The sequence below is a fragment of the Pacificimonas pallii genome, from assembly GCF_019204005.1.
Taxonomy (GTDB): domain Bacteria; phylum Pseudomonadota; class Alphaproteobacteria; order Sphingomonadales; family Sphingomonadaceae; genus Pacificimonas; species Pacificimonas pallii.
Window position 1 is genome coordinate 73,240 of sequence record NZ_JAGSPA010000001.1, and the last position, 25,245, is coordinate 98,484.

Below are 25,245 nucleotides of genomic sequence, written 5' to 3' on the forward strand. Positions count from 1 at the left end.
ATCGCCGCGCGGTTCATGTCACTCCGCCGCTACGACTTCGTCTTCGTCCAGCGGGGCCTCCAGCGTGTGCAGGATCTCTTTCGGCACGACCTGTACGAATTTCGGCAGTGCGTCGGTCCAGTCGTCCAATATGGCCTTGGCCCATTTCGACTCTGTCGCGTGCCAGTGACTTTCAATGGCGAAGCGCAGATGCGCCTCCCAATGCGCGGAGCGTACCGGGCCATGAACGACACTTTCAGGGTTCAGGCGCGTTTCGAAATCGCCGGCCTCGTCATAGATATAGGCCATGCCGCCCGTCATGCCCGCGCCGAAATTGTCGCCGACCGGTCCCAGGATCACGGCAAGTCCGCCCGTCATATATTCGCACGCATTCGCGCCGGCGCCTTCCACCACGACGGTCGCGCCGGAATTCCGCACGGCAAAGCGCTCGCCCGCAATCCCCGCCGCGAACAGTTCACCCGACGTCGCGCCGTAAAGAACGGTATTGCCGATAATCACATTCTCGTTCGATTTCAGCGGCGAGGATACCAGCGGACGCACCACGATGCGCGCGCCGGACAGGCCCTTTCCGACATAGTCATTGGCATCGCCCAGCACCTCCAGCGTCAGGCCCTGCACCGCAAAGGCACCGAGCGACTGCCCGGCACTCCCGCGCAGACGTACATGCACGTGCCCCGGATCCAGGCCGTCCATCCCGTAGGTCTTGACGATGTGATGGGACAGGCGCGTGCCGACGGCGCGGTGCGTGTTTCTGACCGCGTAGGTCAGCTGCATTTTTTCCCGCCGTTCAAAAACGGCCGCGGCGTCCGCCATAATCTGCGCATCGAGCGTGTCGGCGACTTCGTTTCTGTGCCCCTCTATGTTGAAACGCCTTTGCGCGTTTTCGCGCACATCGGGCTTTGCCAAAATCGGGTTCAGGTCGAGATCGTCAAGATGCTCGGCGCCGCGTGAGACCTGCCGTAGCAGCTCGGTACGGCCGATGACTTCGTCCAGGCTGCGCATACCGAGCGAGGCAAGGATTTCGCGCACTTCCTCGGCGATGAAGCTGATCAGGTTGATGACCTTTTCCGGTGTACCGGTGAACTTCGCCCGCAGTGCCTCATCCTGCGTACAGATGCCCACCGGACAGGTGTTCGAATGACACTGACGCACCATGATGCAGCCCATCGCCACCAGGTTCAGCGTCCCGATCCCGAATTCCTCAGCACCCAGGATCGCGGCGATCACGACATCGCGTCCGGTCTTGATCCCGCCATCGGTGCGCAGTTTCACACGGCTTCTCAGGCCATTTAGCGACAGCACCTGATTGACCTCGCTAAGGCCCATTTCCCACGGCGTACCGGCATATTTGATGCTGGTCTGCGGACTGGCACCGGTACCGCCGGTATGGCCAGCGACCAGAATGACGTCCGCATGTGCCTTTGCCACTCCCGCCGCGACGGTACCGATGCCTGCCGAGCTCACCAGTTTCACGCAGACACGCGCGGTCGGGTTGATCTGTTTCAGGTCGTAAATCAGCTGCGCCAGATCCTCGATCGAATAAATATCATGATGCGGCGGCGGGCTGATCAGCGTGACGCCCGGCGTGGAATGCCGCAGTTTCGCGATCAGGTCGGTGACCTTGAACCCTGGCAGCTGACCGCCTTCCCCTGGCTTTGCCCCCTGTGCCACCTTGATCTCGATCTCGGTGCAGGCATTCAGATACTCCGCCGTCACGCCAAAGCGGCCCGACGCGATCTGCTTGATTGTCGAGTTCGCATTGTCGCCGTTCGCATAGGGCGTAAAGCGCTTCTTGTCCTCGCCGCCCTCGCCCGACACGGCCTTTGCGCCGATGCGATTCATGGCAATGGCGAGCGTTTCATGTGCCTCCGGGCTCAGCGCGCCCATCGACATGCCGGGCGACACGAAGCGCTTGCGGATTTCCGAGATACTTTCGACCTCATCGACGGGCACCGGCTTCGCGGCACTGGTGAAGCCCATCAGGTCGCGCAGATAGATGGGGTCCAGGTCCGCGCATCCCCGGCTGAACTGCTGATAGGCTGAATAGGACCCCCGCGCGACCGCCTCCTGCAACAGGTGGATCAGATTCGCCTGATAGGCGTGCGGCTCCGCGCCCGACCGATAGCGATACATACCGCCCACGGGCAGCGCGGTGACATCTTCGTCAAACGCCTCTTCATGCCGGTCGCAGGCCGACTGGTGCAGGCTGGCAAAACCCTCGCCCGAAATCTTTGACGGCATGCCGGGAAAGAATTCCTGCACCAGACTGCGGGAGATCCCCACCGCCTCGAAATTATAGCCGCCGCGATATGAGGAGATGATGGAAATCCCCATCTTCGACATGATCTTCAAAAGACCGCCGTCGATTGCTGTCTTGAAGCGCTGCACCGCCTGATCCAGCGACACATCCCCGAACAGGCCGCGCGCATGCCGGGCCGCGATGGCCTCCTGCGCCAGATAGGCGTTCACGGTCGTTGTCCCGACGCCGATCAGGACGGCGAAATAATGTGTGTCGAGGCATTCCGCCGAACGCACATTGATGCTGGCATATGACCGCAGACCTTTTCTGACCAGGTGCGTATGCACGCCCGCCGCCGCCAGGATCATGGTGATTCCCATACGGTCCGGTCCGACATGCTCGTCGGTCAGGAACAGCTGCGACTTGCCGGAACGGACAGCATGTTCCGCCTCTTCGCGCACGCGTTTGATGGCGTCGCGCAGATCGTTCTGATCGCCGCCGACAGGAAACGTACAGTCGATTTCCGCGGACATGCCATTTTCGTCGCCACAGCCGAAATGGCGCTTCAGCACGTGCCAGTCGCGGTTGGTCAGGACGGGCGATTTCGCGACCATCACGCCGCGCTGATCGGCCTTTTCATCCAGCACGTTGGTAAAGTTGGAAAACCGTGTCTTCAGCGACATCACCCGCGATTCGCGCAGGGAGTCGATGGGCGGATTCGTGACCTGGCTGAAATTCTGCCGGAAAAAATGGCTGAACGTGCGCGGATTGGGACTGACCACACCCAGCGGCGTATCGTCACCCATCGATCCGATGGCTTCCTTCCCCTCCTCGACCATCGGCGACAGGATCAGCTCCATGTCCTCCATGGTCATACCGGCCGCCACCAAACGCCGGCGCAGTTCCGCGCGTTCATATTCCGGCTGCGGTTCCGGCGCATCGGCGCCTGGCAGCGTCTCGAACGTCGTGAAATTCGCGATCAGTTCAGCGTAATTCTTCGCGCCCGCGACCCGGTCCTTGATCTCCCGGTCATGATAAAGCCGCGTTTCTTCCAGATCGACGGCGATCAGCTGTCCAGGGCCAAGCGCGCCCTTCTCAACCACATTCGCCTCGGCGACGGGGACCATGCCGGTCTCCGACCCGACGAGCAGCAGATTGTCGCCCGTAATCGTGTAGCGCATGGGGCGCAGCGCATTCCTGTCGACACTCGCGACCATCCAGCGGCCATCGGTCATGGCGACGGCGGCGGGGCCGTCCCAGGGCTCCATGACCGAGGCGAAAAAGGCGTACATCGAACGGTGCTCATCGGGCAGCGTCGAATCTTTCGACCACGCCTCCGGGATCAGCATCAGTTTCGCCGTCGGCGCATCGCGGCCCGAACGCACCATCACCTCGAACGTCGCATCGAGCGCCGCCGTGTCCGACGCGCCCGCCGGAATGACCGGCTTCACTTCCGCCGAATGGTCGCCAAACGCCTCGGCGGCCATCAGCATTTCGTGGCTCTTCATCCAGTTCTTATTGCCGCGCACCGTGTTGATTTCGCCATTATGGGCCAGCGTGCGAAACGGCTGTGCCAGCCACCATTCCGGGAAGGTATTTGTGGAATAGCGCTGATGGAAAATCGCAAAGCGGCTGGTGAACCGGTCATCGTTCAGATCGGGATAGAAGTCCGCTAGGCTCTCCGCCAGGAACAGCCCCTTGTAGATGATGGAGCGCGACGACAGAGAACAGAAGTAGAAATCCTTGATCTGCGCCGCGATGACGCGCTTTTCGATGCGGCGGCGGACCAGATAGAGGTCCTTTTCGAACTTCGCCTGATGCGAGTAGTCCGGTCCGGGGTTGGGGCCCGCGATCATGATCTGTTCGATCTCGGGCCGCGTCATGCGCGCCTTCTCGCCAATCACACTGGTGTTCACCGGCACCTGCCGCCAGCCATAGATCTGATAGCCGAAATCGAGAATCTCGGACTCGACGATCGCGCGGCACGTCTCCTGATCCGCCAGTGACGTGCGCGGCAGGAACACCTGGCCAACCGCCAGCAGGCTATCCCGGCGCGGCCGGTGGCCGGTACGCTCGATATGCTGGTTGAAGAACGCCACCGGCAGTTCGACATGGATGCCCGCGCCGTCGCCGGTTTTGCCGTCGGCATCCACCGCACCGCGATGATAGACCGCCTTCAGCGCATCGATCCCCAGTTGCACGACCCGCCGCGACGCCTTGCCGTCCGTCGCCGCGATCATGCCGACACCGCACGCATCGCCCTCCATATCGGGACGATACATGCCCTCGGCGGCAAGACGTTCGCGTTCGCTGTGGATGTCGGTCATCTTCATGCTTTCATTTCATCTCTCTCCCATCTGAGGGAGTGGACACGACGACTCGGCGGCTGGTTTGCCTCGCCAAACTGCGCCGAGCTTCTCCCCTCAAGCGGGAAGAGGACCTACTCGCCCGGCTTCTTCACAGGCGGCAGATGCGCGGTCGCCTCCTGCACCTTCACCATGATCCCCGGCATCGCCTGCATGATCTCCGGAACGAAGGCCTGCATTGCCTGCATCATTTCCGGGTCGGTAAAGGTCGCCATATAGGCCGCCGCGAATTTCCCGCCCGATGGCGTGTCGAAGAAACCGGCAATGTCGGTCAGCTCATCGGCGCTAAAGCGCCGCGCATAGCTTTGTGACAGGGCCGATTTCACGCTTGGTTCGATTTTCTCCATCAGGTTGGCCATTTCGGCGTTCATGATCTTCATGGTGATCTGCATGCGTTCTTCAAAGGCGGGGTCAGCCGCAGTAGCGACCTCACGCATGGACTTGCCTTCGGTCGCCGCGCGCGCCTCCTCGGACATCGACGCATCGACGCCCATATCGGCGGGCGTCATGTCCATCATGGAGCCCATCACCTGGTTCATCATCTGATCCATCGTGTCCTCCATCATCTTGCGATAGAAGCCATCCGGCAGCAGGTCGTCGACAACCTCCGTCGCAAGGGCGAGGCGGGCGTCCGCGCCATCATTTACCTGCGCATTTGCGGCACTTCCGGCCGACATCAGAACCATGCAGATCGCGGCCGTTCCCGCCTGGAATACAGTCTTCATGCTATTGTCTCCGTTCATCGGTGATGATTGTCACATCTTTCACGCCGCCACCTTCTCCGCGGCATCCTTCGCCATCAAATAGCTGTGCATGGTCTTCGCCACGTCGCGGCCATCGCGGATCGCCCAAACGACCAGCGATGCGCCGCGCACGATGTCGCCAGCGGCGAAGACACCGTCCAGGCTGGTCATCATGGTTTTGTGATCGGTGCGCAGTGTGCCCCAGCGGGTGGTGCCGAGTTCGGGTGTGCCGAACATCTGTGGCAGGTCTTCGGGCGAAAAACCGAGCGCCATGATGACAAGGTCGGCGGTTTCGCGGAAATCCTCGCCGCCGGGTTCGGGCTGGCGGCGGCCATCGGGGCCGGGCTGGCCCAGCTTCATGCGCGTGCCGCGCACGGCGGAGACGGAACCATCCCTATCCTCAAACGCGGACGGCGCCGTCAGCCAGACGAATTCGACGCCTTCATCCTCGGCGTTTTTCACTTCGCTGGCGCTACCCGGCATGTTGGCGCGGTCGCGGCGGTACAGGCATTTCACGCTTTTCGCGCCCTGCCGGACCGCGGTGCGCACACAGTCCATGGCCGTGTCGCCGCCGCCAATCACGACGACCCGCTTTCCGGCGGCATTGAATGTGCCGTCATCGAAGCCCGGCACGTCGTCGCCAAAACCCTTGCGGTTCGATGCGATCAGATAGTCGAGCGCCTTTACGATACCGCCCGTGCCGACGCCCGGCGCCTGTAGCGCGCGCGCCTTATAGACACCTGTGGCGATCAGGATCGCATCATGCTCGGCGCGCAGCTGCTCCATCGTCGCGTCGGTGCCGACCTCGAACTCATATTTGAAGACAATACCCGCCTCCTCCAGCCGTTTCAGACGGCGGCCGACGACATATTTTTCCAGCTTGAAACCCGGAATGCCGTAGGTCAGCAGCCCGCCGCCGCGGTCATGCCGGTCATAGACGGTGACCTTATAGCCTTTGCGGCGCAGCAATTCTGCCGCTGTCAAACCGGCGGGGCCGGAACCGATGATGCCGACGCTACGGTGCGAACGATCGCGCAGAATGCCGATCGGCTTTACCCAGCCATTTTCCCACGCATTGTCAGTGATATATTTTTCGACTGCGCCGATGGTGACCGCACCATGCCCGGAAGTCTCGATAACGCAATTGCCTTCACACAGGCGGTCCTGCGGGCAGATACGGCCGCAGATTTCCGGCATGGTCGAGGTGGACGCGGCCATCTCATAGGCTTCTTCAAGCCGCCCTTCCGCCGTCAGGCGCAGCCAGTCGGGAATGTTGTTGTGCAGCGGGCAGTGAACCTGACAGAAGGGCACGCCGCACTGGGAACAGCGCGACGACTGCTCTTCGGCCTTGTCCGTGATATAGGGTCGGCTGATTTCCAGAAAATCGTCGTCACGTTCCTCCGCGTCGCGCTTGACGGGATAGTCCTGCGCGATCTTCGTGAATTTCAGCATATCCGATGCCGCCATAGGTTCCCGCCCGTCCTGCAATGGGTTTCATCATGCTGATTAATCGGGAAAACGCTGAAAGTCACGTCATTTATCAGGTTTATGACAGTTACACTGCCCTTTTAGAAGAGTATTTCAAGATTTATCCAACCGACTCCTAAACGACCCTGCAAATTAGTCTCAATTTCGTACTATTGGAATCGTGGCACGCAGCGATCTCAAACGCCGACCACGCAAAGTTGTGCAAATGGATTGCTCACGTGTAAGCGCGCGCTCAACGGTATCTTCTTATAGGACACGCGCGCGCCATGGACTTCATCCAGTTGCTTATCATCGCCATCGTTCAGGGTGTGACAGAGTTCCTGCCGATCAGTTCGTCAGGCCATCTGATCCTGATCCCGAAACTGACCGACCTGCCCGATCAGGGTCCTCTGATCGATGTCGCCGTCCATGTCGGCACGCTGGCCGCAATCATCGTCTATTTCTGGCGGGACGTGCAGGGTTTGGCCAAAGGCGGTCTGGCCAGCGTCGGCATAGGCAGTGCGCCCGCGGAAAGGCGGCTGTTCTGGTACATCGTGGCGGGCACCATCCCCGCGGTCGTCCTGGGCCTGTTCCTGAAGACGGGCGGCTATCTGGAGGGCTTTCGCTCGGCGCAGCTGGTCGCGGTCAATCTGATATTCTGGGGCGTGGTGCTCGGTCTTGCCGATCATTTCGGCAAACATGTGAAGACCTTCGAGCAGGCGACCTTAAAGGACACGGTCATCATCGGCCTGTTTCAGGCGCTCGCGCTGATCCCGGGCACCAGCCGTAGCGGCATCACCATGTCCGCGGCGCGTGTCCTTGGCTATGGCCGGGTCGAGTCGGCGCGGTTCAGCTTCCTTCTGTCCATTCCGGCCATTGCAGGCGCGGGTCTTCTTGCCGTTCTCGACCTCGCCGATGCCACGGCGGACATGCAGCGGGACGCGCTCATTGCGGGAGCGCTGACCTTCGTGGCCGCGATCCTGACGATGGTGTTCCTGATGCGCTTCCTGAAGAAAGCGTCGATGATGGTGTTCGTCGTGTACCGGGTCGCGATGGGCGTCGCACTACTGGCGCTGGTCGCCTAGCGGACGCCTTGCGTGTCTCGGAGATATTGGCGGGGCTGACGTCCGCTCTCCCCTGCCGCCCGTCTGCGCACACCGGAACACGCCCGGAGCCACGCTCCGCCGCCTCAGCTATGCGCGAAAATGTCGGTTTCGGCCCAGCCGAGCAGGTCAAGTTCGGCGCGTATCGGTAGAAAGTCGAAACAGGCCTGCGCGAGTTCCACGCGGCCCTCGCGTGCCAGACGCTCGTCCAGAACCATCTTAATCTCGTGCAGATAACGAACGTCCGACGCCGCATATTCGACCTGCGCGTCGGTCAGGCGCGGGGCACCCCAGTCACTGGACTGCTGCCGCTTCGACATGTCCTGGCCGATCGTTTCGCGTGACAGTTCGGCAAGACCATGCCTGTCAGTGTAGGTCCGGATCAGCTTCGACACGATCTTGGTGCAGTAAACCGGTGCCATCGTCACACCCAGCCACCGTTTGACAGCCGCAATGTCAAAGCGCGCAAAGTGCAGGATCTTCAGGCGGTTGGTATCCGCCAGCAACGCTTTTAGCACGGGCGCGTCATAATGCCCCTTGTCCAGGCGGACGAGATGCTCGTCCGGACCGCCATCCGACAGCTGAACGACGCAAAGGCGATCGCGATGGGGATGCAGCCCCATCGCTTCGCAATCGACCGCAATTGGACCCGTATGGCCGAGGGCGCCTACGGGCAGGTCGCCCTCGTGAACATGTGCTACCAAATTATCAGTCCAAACAGTCAGCTTCAGACGGTCAGATGGAACCGCCAGTTTCAAAAGATCGGTCTCAGACCGTTACTCTTAGACGATGTCGATACGATCAACGGACACCCGGCCACGACGATCGCGTGCCAGCTCGAAGGTCACCTTCTGACCTTCAGCCAGCGTCTGCAGACCGGACCGTTCGACGGCGCTGATATGCACGAACGCATCGGGCTGCCCATCATCACGCGATACGAATCCAAAGCCTTTCATCGCGTTGAAGAACTTCACGGTACCGTCGACGCCTTCGCCGGGCGTGAACTCGACATCCTCATCGCGGTTGCTCGGGCGGTCTTCCCGCTCGGGGCGCGCGGCGACCGCCATGGGTTCTCCGTCGATCTGCAGATTGGCGGCGCTAAGCCGGCCGCCCTTGTCGATCAGCTCGAAGTTGAGCGGCTGACCCTCGGCGAGCGCCGTCAGGCCTGCGCCCTCGACGGCGCTGATATGGACAAACACATCCTCGCCCTCGTCACGCGCGATGAAACCAAAACCCTTTGTGGGATTGAACCATTTGACGGTACCGCTGGCCTGGCCAAGCGACATGCCCGCATCGCGGCCTCCGCCGCCACCGCCGCCGTAACCGCCGCCACGATTATTGCCGCCGCCGCCATAACCGCCGCCCTGGTTGAAGCCGCCGCCGCCATAGCCGCCGCGGTCATAACCGCCGCCGCCACCGCCGCCATAACCACCGCGATCATTTCCACCGCCGCCATAGCCGCCGCCACGATCATTGCCGCCGCCGTAAGAATCGCCGCCGTACAAATCTCCGCCACCACCGTGGCGATCACCCCGGCCGCGCCGGCGTCCCTCGTAACCCATTTAATTCAGTCCATCTTATTCACTGTGCCGGCGGGCGCGTCTTGCCGGTTAACCTCAGAATTCATGCCCAATGGCGACCCCGAAAGCATATCACATTTCCTATCGACGGCCCGCGCGCCGCAGACCCCGACTCATGCTTTTTGGCACGAGCACAGTCCTGGCATAGCGCGAATCGACGCGGGCGAACAGGGTTTTATGGCCGGGACCCGCCCTGATCCCTTGCGGCTGCCCGCCCGCTTATGTGCCGCTCCTGATCCGCACGGTAACGGAACTGCAGGATGATTGCCGGCAGCAGCAGGATCGGCGATGCGATCAACCAGATCAGTTCAAGCGCACGGATCGCTTCGGGACTGTTGCCGCCCGCCACGCCCGGGTCGAAACCCGCGAGCGACAGGATCGGAAACAGCACCGCGACCGGAATGACATAACCAACCTTCTGCGCCGTGGTCAGGGCGGCATTGTAAAGTCCGACACGATCCGGACGTCCAGCGGCCCGCTCCACCTCTGACAGATCGGCAAGCATCGCACGCAGCAGGAAGCCGGGCGCCGCATAGGCCAGTCCGGCGAACATGATCGCAATCACGCTGATCAGCAGATTGTCCGCGTCGAACATGAACGCGGCGATGATATGGGCAACCGCACCGTACAGCGCGGCATAGGCCCCTGCCTTCGCCTTGCCGATGCGTTTCGCGATTTTCAGCCAAAGCGGCAGGGCAAGCAGCCCCGATACAAAATAGAACAGCAGGCCGAGCGATGCGACCTCGACCGTGAAACCACGTGCATCTTCGGCAAAAAACCTGAAGAGCGTGCCCGTCGCTCCGGCCGCCAAATTCACCGAGACATCCGCGATCAGCAGCAGCCGCAGCCCCGGATCCTGCACCATGCGCCTGAAGTCGCTCCAGCCGAAGCGCTGCCGTTCAAGGCTGGCATTGGTCCGCGGCACCAGCACCAGCGCGGCGACGATCGTGATCGGGATGGCGATCAGAATGAATGCGCCCATGCCATGAACCGCAGGCGGGGCATCCGCGCCCATAACCCCGCTCAGGATCGCGGGCAAAGCGAGGACCAGCACAAGTCCCAATATATGCCCGCCCTGCCAATAGCTGTAGACCCGGCTTCGTTCGTGATAATCATTCGAAAGGGTCGCGCCCCAGCTGACATGGGGAACATTTGCCAGCGAATATCCGCAATACAGAAACAGCAGGCCCACGATCAGCCAGCTAATCCCGATCCCCTCTGGCGGAAAGAACACCGCGCCGACCGACGCCATCAGCAGCAGCCCGCCGCCCGCGATCCACGGCTTGAACCGGCCAAAGCGCGTCCGGGTATTGTCCGCCCAATGCCCCACAAGCGGGTCGAACGCGGTATCGAGCGCACGCACCAGCCCGAACACCAGTCCGACAAGAGCCAGGTCGAACCCCAGCTCGGTCGCGTAATATGGCGGCAGGAAAACAACGAGCGGCAGGCCCATCGCGGCGATGGGAACCCCCGGGCCCGCATAGGCGAGCAGGCGTCTGGCTGGAATTGTCATAGGCGGCAGACCCTATGACAGCGGCGGTCATTCGCAAGCCTGCCCTTGCAGATAGGCAGTCCATTCCATAGCGGTCGGATAAATCGCATTGCCGTGAATTTGTCTGGGAGGACGATCAATGTTCCGTATTGCCGCCGCGGCCGTCGCCGCGCTTTCATTTATGACACCCGCGAATGCCGAGACGATCGTCATTCACGCCGGAACGCTCATCACCGATGCGGCCAAGGCGGCCAGCGGACCGTCGACAATCACCGTCACGGACAGCAGGATCACAGCCATCGATGCGGGCCTGAACCCGGCGCCTGAGGGGACACGCCTGATCGACCTTTCGCAGCACACCGTCATGCCGGGCCTGATCGATGCGCATGTTCACCTGACCGGCGACCATGACTCCGCGTTCTGGAAGGGCTTTATCGATACCACCGAATATGGCGTCGCCGTCGGTCTGAAGAATGCGAAACTGACTCTCGACGCAGGCGTCACCACCGTGCGCGACCTTGGCAGCGAACCACAGACAATGTTCGCGATCCGGCGCGCCATATCGGAGGGGATGCATGCCGGGCCCCGCATCATCGCCGCCGGCCCGGCGATTTCGATCATCGGCGGCCATGGCGACGTTTCGAACGTCCGCCCCGAAATCATCGCCGCCACCAGCGGATATAATACCTGCACCGGGCCGAAGGAATGCAGCCAGCGGGTCCGCGAGTTCAGCCGCGCAGGCGCCGACCTCATCAAGATTACCGCGACCGGCGGCGTGCTGTCGCAGCAGGGCCGCGGACTGGAAGCGCATTTCACGCCGGAAGAAATGACGGCGATCACCGGCACTGCGCGGTCGCTCGGCCTGAAGGTCGCTGCCCACGCCCATGGCGCCCGCGGGATCGAAGCGGCCACGCGGGCGGGCGTGAGTTCCATCGAGCATGGCACATTCATCGACGATGCCGGCGTGCGGGCGATGAAGGAGAACGGAACCTGGTACGTCGCCACCTTAATGGCCTATCGCGGTATCGAGGAACAGCTCGGTACCGGCATCTATACGCCGGTGGTCGAAGGCAAGATCCGCGAAACGCTGGCATTTGTCGGCAAGGGTCTTGGCGCGGCATCGCGGGCGGGCGTTCCCATCGCCTTTGGCACGGACGCGGGCGTCTTTGCCCATGGCCGCAACAATGAAGAGGCCGCCATGATGGTCGAGCGCGGCGGCATGGAACCCCGCGATGTGCTGATCGCGGCGACAAAGGGATCGGCGGAGCTTCTCGGCGTCAGCGCGGAAACCGGCACGCTTGAAATCGGCAAGTCCGCCGACCTGATCGCCGTCGAGGGCGATCCCGTGCGGGATATCGGCGCACTGGAGCGCATTCGCTTCGTCATGGCGGGGGGCCGGGAACATCCCGTTGCGCAATGAACATTCACTGTTATATATGAATAACACACATACGTCTGGAATTTTCTATGGTCGCCCGCATATCCCTCATTGCCCTTGCCGCTGGCCTCGCGGCCTGTGCGCCGTCCAGTCCGGACAGCGCGTCGCTCCGTACAGCGTCGGAGGTCGCGCCGCCCGAAGCGCAAGCCCCTGATATGACACGGGCAGAGGCGCATGAAACGATGTATGCGCTATTTGCGAAAAGCGACGAGGACAGCCTGAGGCGCAACCCCATTACGGGAATGTTCCGCGGCGACATGCGCTATGCTGATCGTCTGGGCGACTATATCACCGATGAATATTTCGCCGCCGAGAAAGCCGCCGCCCAGGCCGAACTCGATGCCCTGCGCGCGGTACCGCGCGATGCCCTGTCCGAGGCGGACCAGATCGCCTATGACGTCTTTGAACATAACAGGCTGTCGGCGCTGAAGGGACTGTCCGACGAGATTCTGGCGCTGACCATCGTGCGGCCAATTTCCGGCTTTCAGGGACTGCACACTTTTTATCCGGTGCTTGCCAGCGGCCAGAGCGCCGCACCGTTCAAGACGGTGAAGGACTATGAGGATAATCTAACGCGTCACGAGGATTTTATCGTTCTGCTCGACCGCGCCATTGGCCGCTTTCGTGAGGGACAGGCATCCGGCGTATATGAATCACAGCTCAGCATCCGCAACGTGATCAGCCAGCTTGACGCGCAGCTTGCCGACGAACCGAAAATGTCGCCCTTCTTCGCGCCCATCCTCGCTTTCCCCGAAGATTTTTCAAAAGCGGACAAGGATCGGCTTGCCGCCGCCTATGAAAGCGCGATCGTCGACGGTATTTTTCCGGCATATCAACGCCTGCGTGACTATCTGCAAAATGAGTATCTTCCCGAAGCCCGCACCGATGTCGGCGTCGGCGGCATGAAGGGTGGCAAGAGGCTTTACGACCATTTGCTGGAAGGCACGACGACGCTGCCGCTGACGGCTGAGGAGATCCACACGCTCGGCCTTGGTGAGGTCGCGCGCATTACGCAGGAGATGGAACTCATCAAGGCCGAGACGGGCTTTGACGGCACGCTCGCCGAATTCTTCGAGTTCATCCGCACCGATCCGCAGTTCAAGCCGAAATCCCGTGAGTGGCTGGGCGAAGAATATTATCGCATCGGCGCCAAGGTGGACGAAAGGATAGCCGAACAATTCTCGGTCCTCCCCCAGAGCCCGCTTGAAATCCGCGCTGTCGAACCGTTCCGGGAAAAGAACGCCGCCAGCGGGTCCTATAATGGCGGCACGCCGGACGGGTCGCGCCCCGGCGTCTTCTATTACAACGCCTATAATCTGGACGAGCGGCTGACGCCCGGTATGGAAACGCTCTACCTGCATGAAGGCGCACCGGGCCATCACTTTCAGATCAGCCTGGCGCAGGAGCAGGAAAGCCTGCCGAGCTTCATGCGTTTCGGCGGCAACACCGCCTATGTCGAGGGCTGGGCGCTTTATGCCGAAACGCTCGGCGAGGAACTTGGCCTCTTTAGCGATCCCTATCAGCGCTTCGGGCATCTGAATGACGAGATGCTGCGCGCCATGCGCCTGGTCGTTGATACGGGCCTGCATTCAAAGGGCTGGACCCGCGATCAAAGCATTAAATACATGCTCGACAATAGCGGCATGACGAACACCGAGGTCATCGCCGAGGTGGAGCGTTATATCGCCATCCCCAGCCAGGCCGTCGCCTACAAGGTGGGCGCGCTGAAGATCATGGAGCTGAAGGCGCGCGCCATGACCGCGCTTGGCGACCGTTTCGATCCGCGCGAATTCCACGCGCAGGTGCTGATGACAGGCGCCCTGCGTCTGCCCGTACTTGAACGCAAGATCGACAATTGGATCGCGTCGAAGGGCTGATCTCAAAAATGGCCCTCTCCCGAACCTTCGGGAGAGGGCACGAGCCTTGCCTAAAGCATCGCATCCGAGATCGAACAGGCCGCCGGGCCAAGGATCACCACGAACAGGACCGGCAGGATGAACAGGATCAGGGGAATGGTCATGATGGCCGGAAGGCGCGCGGCCTTCTCCTCTGCCTTCATCATTCGCTCATTGCGGAATTCGGCGGACAGGACGCGCAGCGCGCTGGCCAGCGGCGTACCGTATTTTTCGGTCTGGATCAGCGTTGTCACCACGCCGCGCAGCGCCTCCAGATCAACGCGCCGGGCGAGATTTTCATAGGCTTCGCGGCGGTCGGTCAGAAACCCCAACTCGATGGCGGTCAGCGCGAACTCGTCGGCCAGTTCCGGAAACCCCTTGCCCAGTTCCTTGGCAACGCGGTTGAAGGCGGCATCGACCGTCAGGCCGGCTTCGGCGCAGATCACAAGCAGGTCGAGCGCATCGGGCAGGCCTTTTCGGATCTCGTCGGTACGCTTCTTGACGAGGTTGGTGATGAAGATGTCGGGCGCCTTATACCCCAGCAGCAGAGCGGCGCAGAACATGCCGGTCTTCATGGTCTGCGAATAGTCGGCACCGACACCCATGCCGAACACCAGAAATGCGGTGAATCCGGCGAACACGAACGGTGAGACGAGACGCGCGAACAACAATTTGATGACGGCATCCTTTGACCGGATACCGGCCTGGGCCAGGCGGATGGACGCTTCCTTTGCCTGCTCATCCTGCAGGACTTTGAGTTTTTTCAGTACCGACCGCATCTGGTCGGTGGCTTCGGCGCTCTTCGCAACTTTCGTCCGTTTGCGCGAAGCGGTAATGCCCGCCTTCAGCTGTTCCCGGCGATCCTGCAACGCCTTCACACGTCCGCGCATCGGATCCTTCACGGTGGCGACGGACCATACCGCCGTCAGCATTGCGAGCGCGCCCACGATAACGAGTATGGTGACAAGGTCGATCGCCGTCAGCCCCATGAAAAGGGCATCATTGGCGAGGTCCATATTCTTGTCCATGATGGCCGTCCCGCTAGATTTCGAAGCTGACCATCTTGGCCATGATAAAGGCCCCGATGCTCATCCATGTGAGGCCGCCGGCGCCGATGATCATCAGGCGCGGGTCGACGAAAAAGGACCCGAGATAGGTCGGGTCCATCGCGTAGATCATCGCGAAAACGATGAAGGGCAGCGAGCCGACGATATAAGCGGATGCCTTCGATTCCGATGACATCGCCTTGATCTTCAGCTTCATCTGATGGCGCTTTCTCAGTACGTCCGCCAGATTGCTCAGGGTTTCCGCCAGATTGCCGCCCGTCTCGCGCTGAATGGCGAGCGTGATGACGAAGAACTGGAATTCGGGTGTTCCGATCCGGTCCGCGGTTTCCTGCAGCGCCTGGTCCATAGTCCGCCCGATACGCACCTTGTCGGATACGCGGCGGAATTCCTCGCCAACGACGCCCGGGATCTCCTGGCCGACGACCGAGACGGATTCGCCAACAGGCAGACCCGAACGCAGACCGCGCGTCAGCAGCTCGATCGCATCGGGAAAATTGGAATTGAAGTTCTTCAGCCGCTTCTTGATCAGGAAATTCACGACCACATGCGGCAGCGCCAGGCCGACCAGGATACCCCCGGCACTGGCAATGTAGGGCGGCGCACCCGCGGCGAACAGCGACGCCATCATCATGGCGGCCGTGGCGATCGTCGCAATCGCATAATGGGCAACGCCCCAGCTCTTGCCGGTCTTCTGCAGCCTGACCCTCAAAGCGTCCTTGCGCGGCATGAAGCCTGCGAACACGGAGTCGAGTTTCGTTTCACGCGCCGCCAGAATCTGGCGCATCTTGGCTTCCGCCTTGACATTCTTTGAATCCGAATGGCGTTCCCGCAGCTTGCGCAGCCGCGTCTCGCCTTTCTTATCGCCGCCGTCGCTGGAAAAAACCATGACGAGCATGGCAAGGCTCAGAAACACGGCGCCGCCGAGAATGAGAATGATCAGGTCGCGGCTCATCCGATACACTCCATCAATACGCGGCCAAGCCCGAAATATTCCGCGCGCTCGAAACAGGCCGGGCGCATGCCGGTGGATTCGAATGTGCCCTGCAACTTCCCGTCGTCGCCCTCGCCCGTGTAATTATAGGTGAACAGGTCCTGCATGGTGATCACGTCCCCTTCCATGCCGACGACCTCGGTGATGTGCGTGATGCGGCGACCGCCGTCGCGCATGCGGCTGATCTGCACGACAAGATTCAGCGCGTCGGCGATCTGCGTTTTTATGGCCTTTGCCGACAGGTTGAGGCCTGCCATGTTGATCATGTTCTCCAGGCGTGTCAGCGCCTCACGCGGGCGGTTCGCGTGCAGCGTGCCCAGCGAGCCGTCATGACCCGTGTTCATGGCGGCGAGCAGTTCGAAAGCTTCCGGGCCGCGAACCTCGCCCAGAATGATGCGATCGGGACGCATGCGAAGGGCGTTCTTCACGAGATCGCGCATGTCGACCTCGCCCTTGCCTTCCAGGTTCGCAGGGCGCGTTTCCAGGCGCACGACGTGCGGCTGTTGCAGCTGCAGCTCCGCCGCATCCTCGATCGTGACAATGCGTTCGCCGGGGTCGATATTGCGCGAAATCGCATTCAGCATCGTCGTCTTGCCCGAGCCGGTACCGCCCGAGATCAGGATGTTCAGCTTGATCCGCCCGGCGATATTCAGAAATTTCGACATGGCCGGACTGAACGATCCAAAGCCGAGCATCTTCTCGAGGGTCAGCTTATCCTTGGCGAATTTACGAATGGAAATCGACGCGCCGTCAATCGCAAGCGGCGGGATCACGACGTTCACGCGGCTGCCGTCAAGCAGTCGCGCATCGCAGATCGGCGAGGTTTCATCGACGCGCCGTCCGACCGCGCTGACGATGCGCTGGGCGATGTTCAAAAGATGCTGGTCGTCACGGAACGTGACGCCGGATACGGTGAGCTTACCGGCCTTCTCGATATAGACCGTCTTGGGGCCATTCACCATGATCTCGCTGACGTCATCGTCGCTCAGCAGTGGCTCCAGCGGACCGAGCCCCAGCATGTCGTTCAGGAGCAGCGTCACCAGATCGCGCTGCTCACGGGTATTCAGGTTCATTTTTTCCTGAATCAGAAGGGCGGACACCACATCGGATACCTGTTCGGCGAGTTCGCCGCGTTCCATTTCCGCGATCACGCTCGCGTCGATCTGTTCCATCAGCAGCGGCTGAATATGCTCTTTCGCCGAAGTCACGGATTTCGCACTGGCTGAAGATGCGGCGGTTTTCTTCTGGGCCGCCTGCGTTTCCAGTCCGCCGACCCTGTTGATCAGTTCATTGAGGAGTACCGTGACGGTGTCACGAACCTCAACATCGTCCATGTCGCGACCTTCGCTCGCGGCCATCTGGCGGATATGGTCCTCCATGCGTGCGGCAAGTTCGCCGCGCGCGGTGACCCGCGTCGCTTCGCGTGGAAACAGGTCGCCGAGCTGCGGGGACAGCATCGCGTGAATATCCCATACGCAATTATCGGTGCTGCGCCCACGTTGCTGAGGCTTTTCGGTATCTTTCTCGATGGCGGGGGCTGGACTGTTTTCAGCGACGGACACCAGCGGACGGCGGCCGGAATCGGTCGACGTCTGTGCCTGACCGAACGTCTCGCTCGGTTGCTTCAGACCCGCGCCGCTGCGCTTGCCAAATCCAGTGGCCGCCATCGCTGTTTATCGCCCTATTTCTTGCGCAATGTCTTTGCCGTTCCCTTGGTAGGGAGCAGCGCACGCATCTTGCCCATGAAGCTATCGTCGGCCCCGTCATCATCCTCCGCAGCGCCCGTCGAAACCGCGCTCAGGATCTGCCCAAGCGCAGCCTGCAGGCGTCCGGTCGCGATCGCCGACAGGGCCTTGCCCTGCTTCGCGGCCATGATGGCCTGCTTCGCGTCGAAGGGGACGATGATGTCCACGCCTCGTTCGATGCTGGCTTCGAAATCCTTTTTGGCGACTTCGGGCGGCGGCGACGTTGTCACGCGATTGGCAACAACGGTGATCTTCGCCTGCGGCGCATTGGTGCGCAAAAAGCCGAGAAGACGGATCGCATCGCGCGTGGCGGCGAGCGACTGCTCTGTGACCACCACAAGGTGATGCAGGTCGGCGACAAGGTGCGGGTGCTGCACAGCCACGGATCGCGGCATGTCCACCACCGTGGCCTCGAATGCGCCGACGAGTTCCTCCTGCAGTTGATGCAATGCGGTTCCATCCGCCAATAGCGGCTGGTTGATCGGTGCCTCCGCCGACAGCACTGCCAGCTTTTCGTTCACACGCGTCATGGCGCGCTCGATGAAAAGACCGTCGATCCGGCTGGGATTTTCCAGTGCGTCGACAAGGCCGCGTCCCGGCTCCAGATCGAAACTGAGCGCGCCCGTACCGAACTGTACGTCGAGATCAAGAAGTGCGGTCGAGCGCCGGTCAGTGTCCGAAAGCATCCATGCGAGCGATGTCGATACAAGCGACGCGCCGACGCCGCCGCGCGTACCGATCACGCCGATGGAAACGTGCGGTTTTTCCTCGGCGTTCGCATTGGCATCGCCGCGGGGGCCCTGCAACACGATCTGCGCCTGTATCAGGCTTTCGCGCAGGGCATCGGGCGTGACCGGCTTCAGCAGATAATCCTGAATGCCGCTTGCCACCAGGTCGCGGTAAAGATGCACGTCGTTGACGGCGCCCGTTGCGATCACGATCGTTCCCGGCTCACAAACCTCCGCGAGCGAATTTATGTCGTTCAGCGGATCGGAAGCTTCAGACAGATCGACAAACAGGACAGTGGGCGATGAGGAAACGCTAAGCGTCTGCACGGCATTGTGCAGGCCGCCCATGTTCACCTTGTCCGCCGACCAGCCGAGCTCGGGTACGATTTCCTTAACGGTCGCCGCCAGCTCTTCGTCACACACAAAGGCCGTGAACAGCTCGCGCGTGCTCGCGCTCGAAGGATTAAAGGGTGCGTTCATGGTTTCATGTCTTCCTATTTGACAGTCCCGACGCTGGAGTTGACACTGTCCCGGGTCGCCTTCTTGAGAGCAGCGTCGACTGCCTTCACGGCGCGTTCCGCGGTCACACCCGCATGGGTCTTGCCGCTGACAAGATCGTTCGGATCAGCAACCATGGCTGCAAGGTTCGAGATTGTGGCGCAGCTATAGTTCGACATTTTCGACGCCGAATATTCCGGGTTCGACCTGCGGCTGAAATCCGGACATTCCGGTACACTTGCAACGGCGCGGACCAATACGAAGCGCGCGGTTCCGGCTGTCAGGGCCGGGCTTGTCGGCGGCGCGTGGCGTACCAGCATAAGTCCTCTCTGTGCCAGGACCTCGCTCACCATCTTCTCACGCAGGGCAGCCCCAGAGCCGGTCGGGCCATCCACGCTTAGCTGATCGCCATATCGAACGCCGACGCTATCGAGCCACTGCTTGAGGCGATCGACTTCCTGCGCGGAAAAAGCGCCATTTTGCATATATGGCATGTCATGGGTCATGATTGTCCGCGTGACGGTCGGAACGTGGTTCGACGCGACTTCGGGCGATGGTGTGCTCCCGCCCTGACATGCGGTGAGCAGACCAAGCGATGCCGCTGCTACGATAGTGAGCCTCTTCATATTCTGCTTCCTTCGCATCACTGAACCGAGAAACCAGGCTTCGCCGAGGCCGTGCCCGCCGGGCCTTCAGGCGTTACAATCTTCGCGTCGCTGGAGAGTGCGCGGCCTTTGGAATATGTGCGGCCAAGCAGCCAGCGTTCCGCATCGGACGGCGCGGCAAGGCCGTCCGTGGGAAGCGCCAGGCGCTGCGATACCGGCTTCACCAGATAGGGCGTGATCACGATGACAAGCTCGGTCTCGTCGCGCCGGAAGGTGTCCGATTTGAACAGTGCGCCCAGGATGGGAATATCCCCGAGAAACGGAATCTTCTCCGTCGAGGTCGTGAAGCTGTTGCGCGTCAGGCCGCCGATCATGAAACTCTGCCCGGAACCGAGCTCGACGGACGTTTCCGCCTTCCGTGTGGTCAGGGCGGGAATGGAGATGTCGTTCAACCGAACGGACCCTGCCTCTGTCAGCTCGCTCACTTCGGGGCGTACCCGCATGGAGATGCGATTGTCCGCCAGAACCGTGGGCGAGAACGCGATGGAAACGCCATATTCCTTGAACTGGACGTTCGGCCCATCGCGGCCATAGGTCACGATTGGAAATTCGCCGCCCGCGAGGAAGCTCGCCGTCTCGCCAGAAAGCGCAGTGAGGTTGGGTTCGGCAAGCAGGGTGAGCAGACCGTCATTTTCAAGCGCGTCGACTGTCGCGTTGAAATCCACGCCAAAAAGCGAGCCGACACCGAATAGGGATGACGTTGCGTCGTTAGTAACGAACTTGGTGTCGCCCACCAGTTCGGGTCTCGTGGTAAAGATGTTTTTGGGACCCGTGATCCCTTTCCTGCCGCGGGCAATGCCAAGAAGGAGATCGCTTGAGCCGTCAAAGGCCGTGAAGCTCACACCGAGCTGTTTGAGCACATTGCGGCTAACCTCGGCGAAACGGACGCGCAGATTAACCTGCGCGGGGATTGCCGCCTGCAGCTTGTTCACCACGACGGTCGAACCGCCGGTGAAGGCGTTGATCAGCCGGGTCGCTTCCCCAATCTCTTCGGGGCTTGCGACGGTTCCGGTCAGCAGCGTCATGCCATTCATGGTCATGACGTTGACGTCGGAGGCGGGCATGGCGAGCCGCAGCATCTCGCGAAGCTGGTCGATATTCTGACTGACCCGGATGGTCGCCGAATAGATCGTCTGTCCGCGCGCGTCGGTCGCATAGAGGCTGGTTTCACCAGGTCCCTGGGCGAATACATATACCTGCCGCTGCGACTTCACCTGTACGTCAGCAACACCCTGATTTACGACGAAAATATCGCTGATTGCCTTGGGCAGGGTCACCAGCGTGCCCTTCCCCTGCGAAAGCTCGATGACGGAATCCGGCGTCGTCAGGATCGTCTGCGCGGTCTGCGCGCCCGCCGTCATCGGCATGGCCGTCATCGTCAGGCTCGCGGCGACGGCCGCCGTTGCCAGAAACGTCTTTTTCAGGATTGCGTGCCCCATGATTACTCATTCCCCTCAGGGCGGACCGGAATGTCGGATCCGCGCGGTTCAGTGCTGCCATTGCCGACCTGCGGTCCGGGCTGCGGACGACCCGAGGCGGTGTTTGCCCCGGCCTGCGCAAGGCCGGCGAGGAGCGAGGACGGCACGTTCATCTCACCGTGATCCGTCTTGATCGTCACACTCTGCGTGTTCATGCCCCGGGTGACGCGCACCAGCGGCATCACCTTGCCCTCGACATTGCGCCTGCGCGGGGTCGCGGCACCCGGAGGGCCGTTCGGACCCACTGCGAAGCGCGAGACTTCGCTGCCGGGTGTAAATGTCGAGCCGCTATCGTCGATAACCTGAAGCGCGGCCATTTCCATTGCGGAATCCTCGTCCGGCGTCTGGTCGTCGCCCACGGTGATATCGCCGCGGGCAATCGCGGCCTCCAGCTGCGCGCGGCTATCGGCCATGGCACGAAGCGAGAAGGACAGTTTGCCGAGCGATTGCGCAACGGCGATCTTCTCGACCATCTTGGGCGAGACTTCAAAGGTGATGCTGCGCCCTGTCTGCGCACCGTCACCGCCGGTTTCGTCGAGGCGCTGATCAATGGCCAGAACGCGGACGTTCCGTACGATCGTCTCCGCGACGTTGTAGTCGTACATCTTGTCGCCCTGCGTACCATCGTCATTGATCTTTGTGACGGCGACTTCACCGTGCAGCAGAACATCGACGCGGTCGCCCGGAAAAATGAAGCCGGCAACGCCGGTTATATTATCGAGGGGAACCGTGACGGCGCGCTGTCCGGGCTGCAATGCGGCAGCCAGAAAGCCGCGCTCGCCAGGGCCGACGACGGCGCGCTTCGTAACGGGTTGTCCGGCGGGGATTGCGAGGCGGACGACTTTGCCGGTCAGCTTTTCCACACCGCCCTGCTCTTCCGTGAAATAGGCACCCTGCACGAGATCGGACGGCCACGGCTGGTATGCGAAATGCTCGGCGGTGATGATGGTCCCGAGCGGCAGCATTTCCTGCGCCACCAGGACTTTCGGCCCGTCCGGCTGCTCCACCTGCATCACGGGCGCGGCAACGGCGCTGTCGGTATTCGAGCCCAGCAGCACCCGCACCGCAAATGCCGAAATACCCGCGATAACCAGCGCGCCGACCAGCAGAATGATCTTCTTAATGTCCATGGCACCTATGCCCCTGATCTGGAGGTAGTTCGCAATGTCTATGCCAAGAACTGGTTAATAATCGGTTCGCCAGTAACGATGGCCGCCCCAATGGCGATCGCGACCCCATAGGGCGTGCGCACGGGGCCTTTAGCGCGCTGCCTGCGGTGCACGCCCCAGGCGATCAGCGTCACGAAGAATCCCACCACCGCAATCCAGACGAACATTTCGAGAAGCGGTGCGAGAGGAAGCCAGAGGGCGAGGGCGGCCTGCAGCTTCCAGTCCCCGCCTCCCATCCAGCCAAGCCACCAGAAGGGAAAGAAAATGACCGCCACGGCGATTGCGAGCAGCAGCTGCATGCCCATCATGTCCGGAAAGGGGACAGGCTGGGCCGCCCAGAACACAATGGCGAGGCCGGCAACCGCGAGGGTCAGCCAGTTCGGAATACGGCGCGACCGGATGTCACTGATGACGGTCCAGCCAAGCAGCGCCATCAGCGCCGCGAGCGATATCCAGTAGAAGAAATCCTGCATGTCTGCTGGGGATAGACGGGAAGGTTGAAAAATCGGTAACCATGGCTGGCAAATGATCGCCCATCCCCACCCTGAAGACCGCGTCCGCCTGCCTGCGGATGGCGAAACCCGGTACGAAACCGCGGCGGATGGCGCGCGGCTGCGCGTGATGTCGTGGCCGCCGCCCGCGGGCGCCGCGGCACCCGCGCATATCCTGTTCGCGGGAGGGAAGCGCGACTTCATCGAGCGGCATGCCGAAACCTATCACCGGCTACGCGGTGCGGGCTACGCACTGACGGCGATGGACTGGCGCGATCAGGGCCTTTCGGCACGCAATTCGGTGCCCGACGAACGGCTTTTCGATGCGATGGCTGACGATGCGAAGCGTGTCATCACATCGCTCGCGCTACCGGCCGGCGTGCCGCTGATCCTGATGGCTCACAGCATGGGCGGGCATATGATGCTGCGCGTGCTGGCCGAAGAGCCGGACCTGCGACACCGCGTCACCTCCTGCGTTTGCTTCGCGCCGATGCTGGCGATTGGCGCAGGTCCGCCGCCATGGGTGCTGGGATCGCTGGCGAAAATACAGGTGATGCTCGGCAATGGCCGTGGGCGTCCGCCCGGTCAGCCGGCCTATGGCCCCATTTACAAATCAGAGGAACGGCGGGCTCGCCTCACAGGCGACCGGGTTCGGTTCGAGGAGGGCTTTACCTTCATCGACAATGAAGCGGGACTTGCCGCTGGCGGTGCGACGTGGGGGTGGCTGGCGGGTGCCCATGAATCGATGGCGAAGCTGCGGCGGCCGGGCGTCCTTGAGCGGATCGATGTGCCGGTTCTCCTGCTGGTCGGAACAGATGAACATGTCGTCGATGCTGATGCGATAATGCGCGCGGCCGTCAGGCTGCCGCAGGGACACGTCGACATCATCGCGCGCGGCCATCACGAGCTGCAGCTGGACAGCGATGATGTGCAGGCGCGGCTTTGGGCACTTGTCCACGAATTCTTCGCCAGGACAGGCGGCCAGCATGACCGCTGATATCGTCATCGTCGGAGCCGGTATCGCCGGTGCAAGCCTTGCCTGGCATCTGGCGCCGCACCAGCGCGTGGTCATGCTGGAAAGCGAAAGCCAGCCGGGCGTTCATTCCACGGGCAGGTCCGCGGCATTTTATGCGGAAACCTATGGCGGACCGATGGTTCAGCCGCTGACGACGGCGTCCAAGTCATTCTTTCTGACGCCGCCCGCGGATTTTTCCCGGGTACCATTGGTGGGACCCAGGGGTGCCCTGCACGTTGCAGGGCCGGGAAGCGCGGCCCTTGCCGCACTCAAGCAGCAATTCGCGGGCAGCGACGTCAGCGTTACGCACGAAGACCGCGCCGATGTTGCGCGGCATATGCCGATACTGGCCGAAACCTGGCGGTCAGCGGGGCTTTGGGACGCGGAATGCCGCGACATTGACGTCGCGGCGCTGCACAGCGCCTACCTGACCGGTGCGAGACGCCGCGGGGCCACGCTGCTGACGGATAGCGAACTGATGGCGGCGCGGCGTGACGGTACGCGCTGGATTGTCGATACGAGAACGGGACCGCTTGAAACCAATATTTTGGTCAACGCAGCCGGTGCATGGGCGGACGAGGTCGCCAGAAGGGCCGGCGTCCCGCCAATCGGTATCATCCCGCAGCGGCGCACAATGGTCGTTGCGGCCATTGACGCGGTGGTCGACAATAAGTGGCCGCTCACCGTCGATGCGGACGGCGCGCTCTATTTCAAGCCGGATGCCGGACATATGTGGATCAGCCCGCATGATGAGATTCCGGATATCGCGCGAGATGCGCGGCCCGAAGAATTGGACGTCGCGACTGCCATCCACCGGTTCGAGCAGGCCACGACCGCCCGTGTGACACGCGTCGTCAGGAGCTGGGCGGGGCTGCGAAGCTTCGCGCCGGATCGACTTCCGGTTTACGGCGTCGATCCGCAGAACCCCGGCTTCTTCTGGTGTGCCGGTCAGGGCGGCTTTGGTATACAGACAGCGCCCGCCGCAGCCGAAATGGCTGCAGCGGGCGTATTGGGTCAATCTGCGCGGATACCGGTAGATCCGGCGCTCTACGCACCGGACAGATTCCGGTAATTC

General features: G+C 61.8%; 19 protein-coding genes. 5 read left to right on the forward strand and 14 right to left on the reverse strand.

Features of this window, described 5'->3' with window-relative positions:
* Nucleotides 1–18 precede the first annotated feature (18 nt).
* From gltB to KCG44_RS00395, 3 genes are all read right to left on the reverse strand, one after another.
* Nucleotides 19–4,572: a glutamate synthase large subunit gene (gene gltB, locus KCG44_RS00385; RefSeq protein ID WP_439651398.1), complete on the reverse strand. Its 4,554-nt coding sequence runs from the start codon at nucleotides 4,570–4,572 to the stop codon at nucleotides 19–21.
* Nucleotides 4,573–4,679: 107 nt separating this feature from the next.
* Nucleotides 4,680–5,330, reverse strand: coding sequence for a DUF2059 domain-containing protein (locus KCG44_RS00390; protein ID WP_218443503.1), 651 nt, complete (start codon nucleotides 5,328–5,330; stop codon nucleotides 4,680–4,682).
* Between the two features lie 39 nt (nucleotides 5,331–5,369).
* Nucleotides 5,370–6,815: an NAD(P)-dependent oxidoreductase gene (locus KCG44_RS00395; RefSeq protein WP_218443504.1), complete on the reverse strand. Its 1,446-nt coding sequence runs from the start codon at nucleotides 6,813–6,815 to the stop codon at nucleotides 5,370–5,372.
* A gap of 287 nt (nucleotides 6,816–7,102) precedes the next feature.
* Here KCG44_RS00395 and KCG44_RS00400 point away from each other — a divergent pair, with 287 nt between their 5' ends.
* Entirely contained in the window at nucleotides 7,103–7,900 is a 798-nt protein-coding gene (locus tag KCG44_RS00400; RefSeq protein WP_218443505.1) for an undecaprenyl-diphosphate phosphatase, read from the forward strand.
* Between the two features lie 104 nt (nucleotides 7,901–8,004).
* Here the strand turns inward: KCG44_RS00400 and KCG44_RS00405 are convergent, their stop codons facing one another.
* From KCG44_RS00405 to KCG44_RS00415, 3 genes are all read right to left on the reverse strand, one after another.
* On the reverse strand, nucleotides 8,005–8,622 hold the full coding sequence (locus KCG44_RS00405) for a ribonuclease D (protein ID WP_218443506.1): 618 nt from the start codon (nucleotides 8,620–8,622) through the stop codon (nucleotides 8,005–8,007).
* A gap of 78 nt (nucleotides 8,623–8,700) precedes the next feature.
* Nucleotides 8,701–9,480 carry a cold-shock protein gene (locus KCG44_RS14470; protein ID WP_218443508.1) on the reverse strand — a complete coding sequence of 260 codons (780 nt, stop codon included), beginning with the start codon at nucleotides 9,478–9,480 and terminating at the stop codon, nucleotides 8,701–8,703.
* 193 nt (nucleotides 9,481–9,673) lie between these two features.
* Nucleotides 9,674–11,011 (reverse strand): MFS transporter, encoded by a 1,338-nt coding sequence (locus KCG44_RS00415; protein WP_218443509.1) that lies wholly within the window; start codon nucleotides 11,009–11,011, stop codon nucleotides 9,674–9,676.
* A gap of 118 nt (nucleotides 11,012–11,129) precedes the next feature.
* Between KCG44_RS00415 and KCG44_RS00420 the strand changes: the two genes are divergently transcribed.
* Nucleotides 11,130–12,410, forward strand: a complete 1,281-nt coding sequence (locus tag KCG44_RS00420) for a metal-dependent hydrolase family protein (protein WP_218443510.1) — start codon at nucleotides 11,130–11,132, stop codon at nucleotides 12,408–12,410.
* Between the two features lie 47 nt (nucleotides 12,411–12,457).
* The gene (locus KCG44_RS00425; RefSeq protein WP_218443511.1) at nucleotides 12,458–14,305 is read left to right on the forward strand and encodes a DUF885 domain-containing protein; all 1,848 of its coding nucleotides are present in this window, start codon (nucleotides 12,458–12,460) and stop codon (nucleotides 14,303–14,305) included.
* A gap of 50 nt (nucleotides 14,306–14,355) precedes the next feature.
* On the opposite strand, the gene KCG44_RS00430 is transcribed toward KCG44_RS00425, so the two are convergent.
* Genes KCG44_RS00430 through KCG44_RS00465 form a run of 8 tightly spaced genes read right to left on the reverse strand, consistent with a single transcriptional unit; the run spans nucleotide 14,356 to nucleotide 23,137 of the window.
* Nucleotides 14,356–15,351: a type II secretion system F family protein gene (locus KCG44_RS00430; RefSeq protein ID WP_218443512.1), complete on the reverse strand. Its 996-nt coding sequence runs from the start codon at nucleotides 15,349–15,351 to the stop codon at nucleotides 14,356–14,358.
* Nucleotides 15,352–15,364: 13 nt separating this feature from the next.
* On the reverse strand, nucleotides 15,365–16,342 hold the full coding sequence (locus KCG44_RS00435; RefSeq protein ID WP_218443514.1) for a type II secretion system F family protein: 978 nt from the start codon (nucleotides 16,340–16,342) through the stop codon (nucleotides 15,365–15,367).
* Nucleotides 16,339–18,048, reverse strand: coding sequence for a TadA family conjugal transfer-associated ATPase (locus tag KCG44_RS00440; RefSeq protein WP_218443515.1), 1,710 nt, complete (start codon nucleotides 18,046–18,048; stop codon nucleotides 16,339–16,341). Before KCG44_RS00440 ends, KCG44_RS00435 begins: the two co-directional genes overlap by 4 nt.
* 14 nt (nucleotides 18,049–18,062) lie before the next feature.
* Nucleotides 18,063–19,334 (reverse strand): pilus assembly protein CpaE, encoded by a 1,272-nt coding sequence (locus tag KCG44_RS00445; RefSeq protein WP_218443516.1) that lies wholly within the window; start codon nucleotides 19,332–19,334, stop codon nucleotides 18,063–18,065.
* A gap of 14 nt (nucleotides 19,335–19,348) precedes the next feature.
* On the reverse strand, nucleotides 19,349–19,978 hold the full coding sequence (locus KCG44_RS00450; RefSeq protein WP_218443517.1) for a CpaD family pilus assembly lipoprotein: 630 nt from the start codon (nucleotides 19,976–19,978) through the stop codon (nucleotides 19,349–19,351).
* Nucleotides 19,979–19,995: 17 nt separating this feature from the next.
* A complete protein-coding gene (locus KCG44_RS00455; protein ID WP_218443518.1) occupies nucleotides 19,996–21,456 on the reverse strand; it encodes a type II and III secretion system protein family protein in 1,461 nt (486 codons plus the stop codon).
* Nucleotides 21,457–21,458: 2 nt separating this feature from the next.
* Nucleotides 21,459–22,625, reverse strand: a complete 1,167-nt coding sequence (cpaB, locus tag KCG44_RS00460; protein ID WP_218443519.1) for a Flp pilus assembly protein CpaB — start codon at nucleotides 22,623–22,625, stop codon at nucleotides 21,459–21,461.
* A gap of 38 nt (nucleotides 22,626–22,663) precedes the next feature.
* Nucleotides 22,664–23,137 (reverse strand): A24 family peptidase, encoded by a 474-nt coding sequence (locus KCG44_RS00465; RefSeq protein ID WP_218443521.1) that lies wholly within the window; start codon nucleotides 23,135–23,137, stop codon nucleotides 22,664–22,666.
* Nucleotides 23,138–23,189: 52 nt separating this feature from the next.
* Here KCG44_RS00465 and KCG44_RS00470 point away from each other — a divergent pair, with 52 nt between their 5' ends.
* Both KCG44_RS00470 and KCG44_RS00475 read left to right on the forward strand, forming a co-directional pair.
* Nucleotides 23,190–24,152 carry an alpha/beta fold hydrolase gene (locus KCG44_RS00470; RefSeq protein WP_218443522.1) on the forward strand — a complete coding sequence of 321 codons (963 nt, stop codon included), beginning with the start codon at nucleotides 23,190–23,192 and terminating at the stop codon, nucleotides 24,150–24,152.
* A complete protein-coding gene (locus KCG44_RS00475) occupies nucleotides 24,142–25,242 on the forward strand; it encodes an NAD(P)/FAD-dependent oxidoreductase (protein ID WP_218443523.1) in 1,101 nt (366 codons plus the stop codon). Before KCG44_RS00470 ends, KCG44_RS00475 begins: the two co-directional genes overlap by 11 nt.
* The last annotated feature ends 3 nt before the right edge of the window (nucleotides 25,243–25,245 follow it).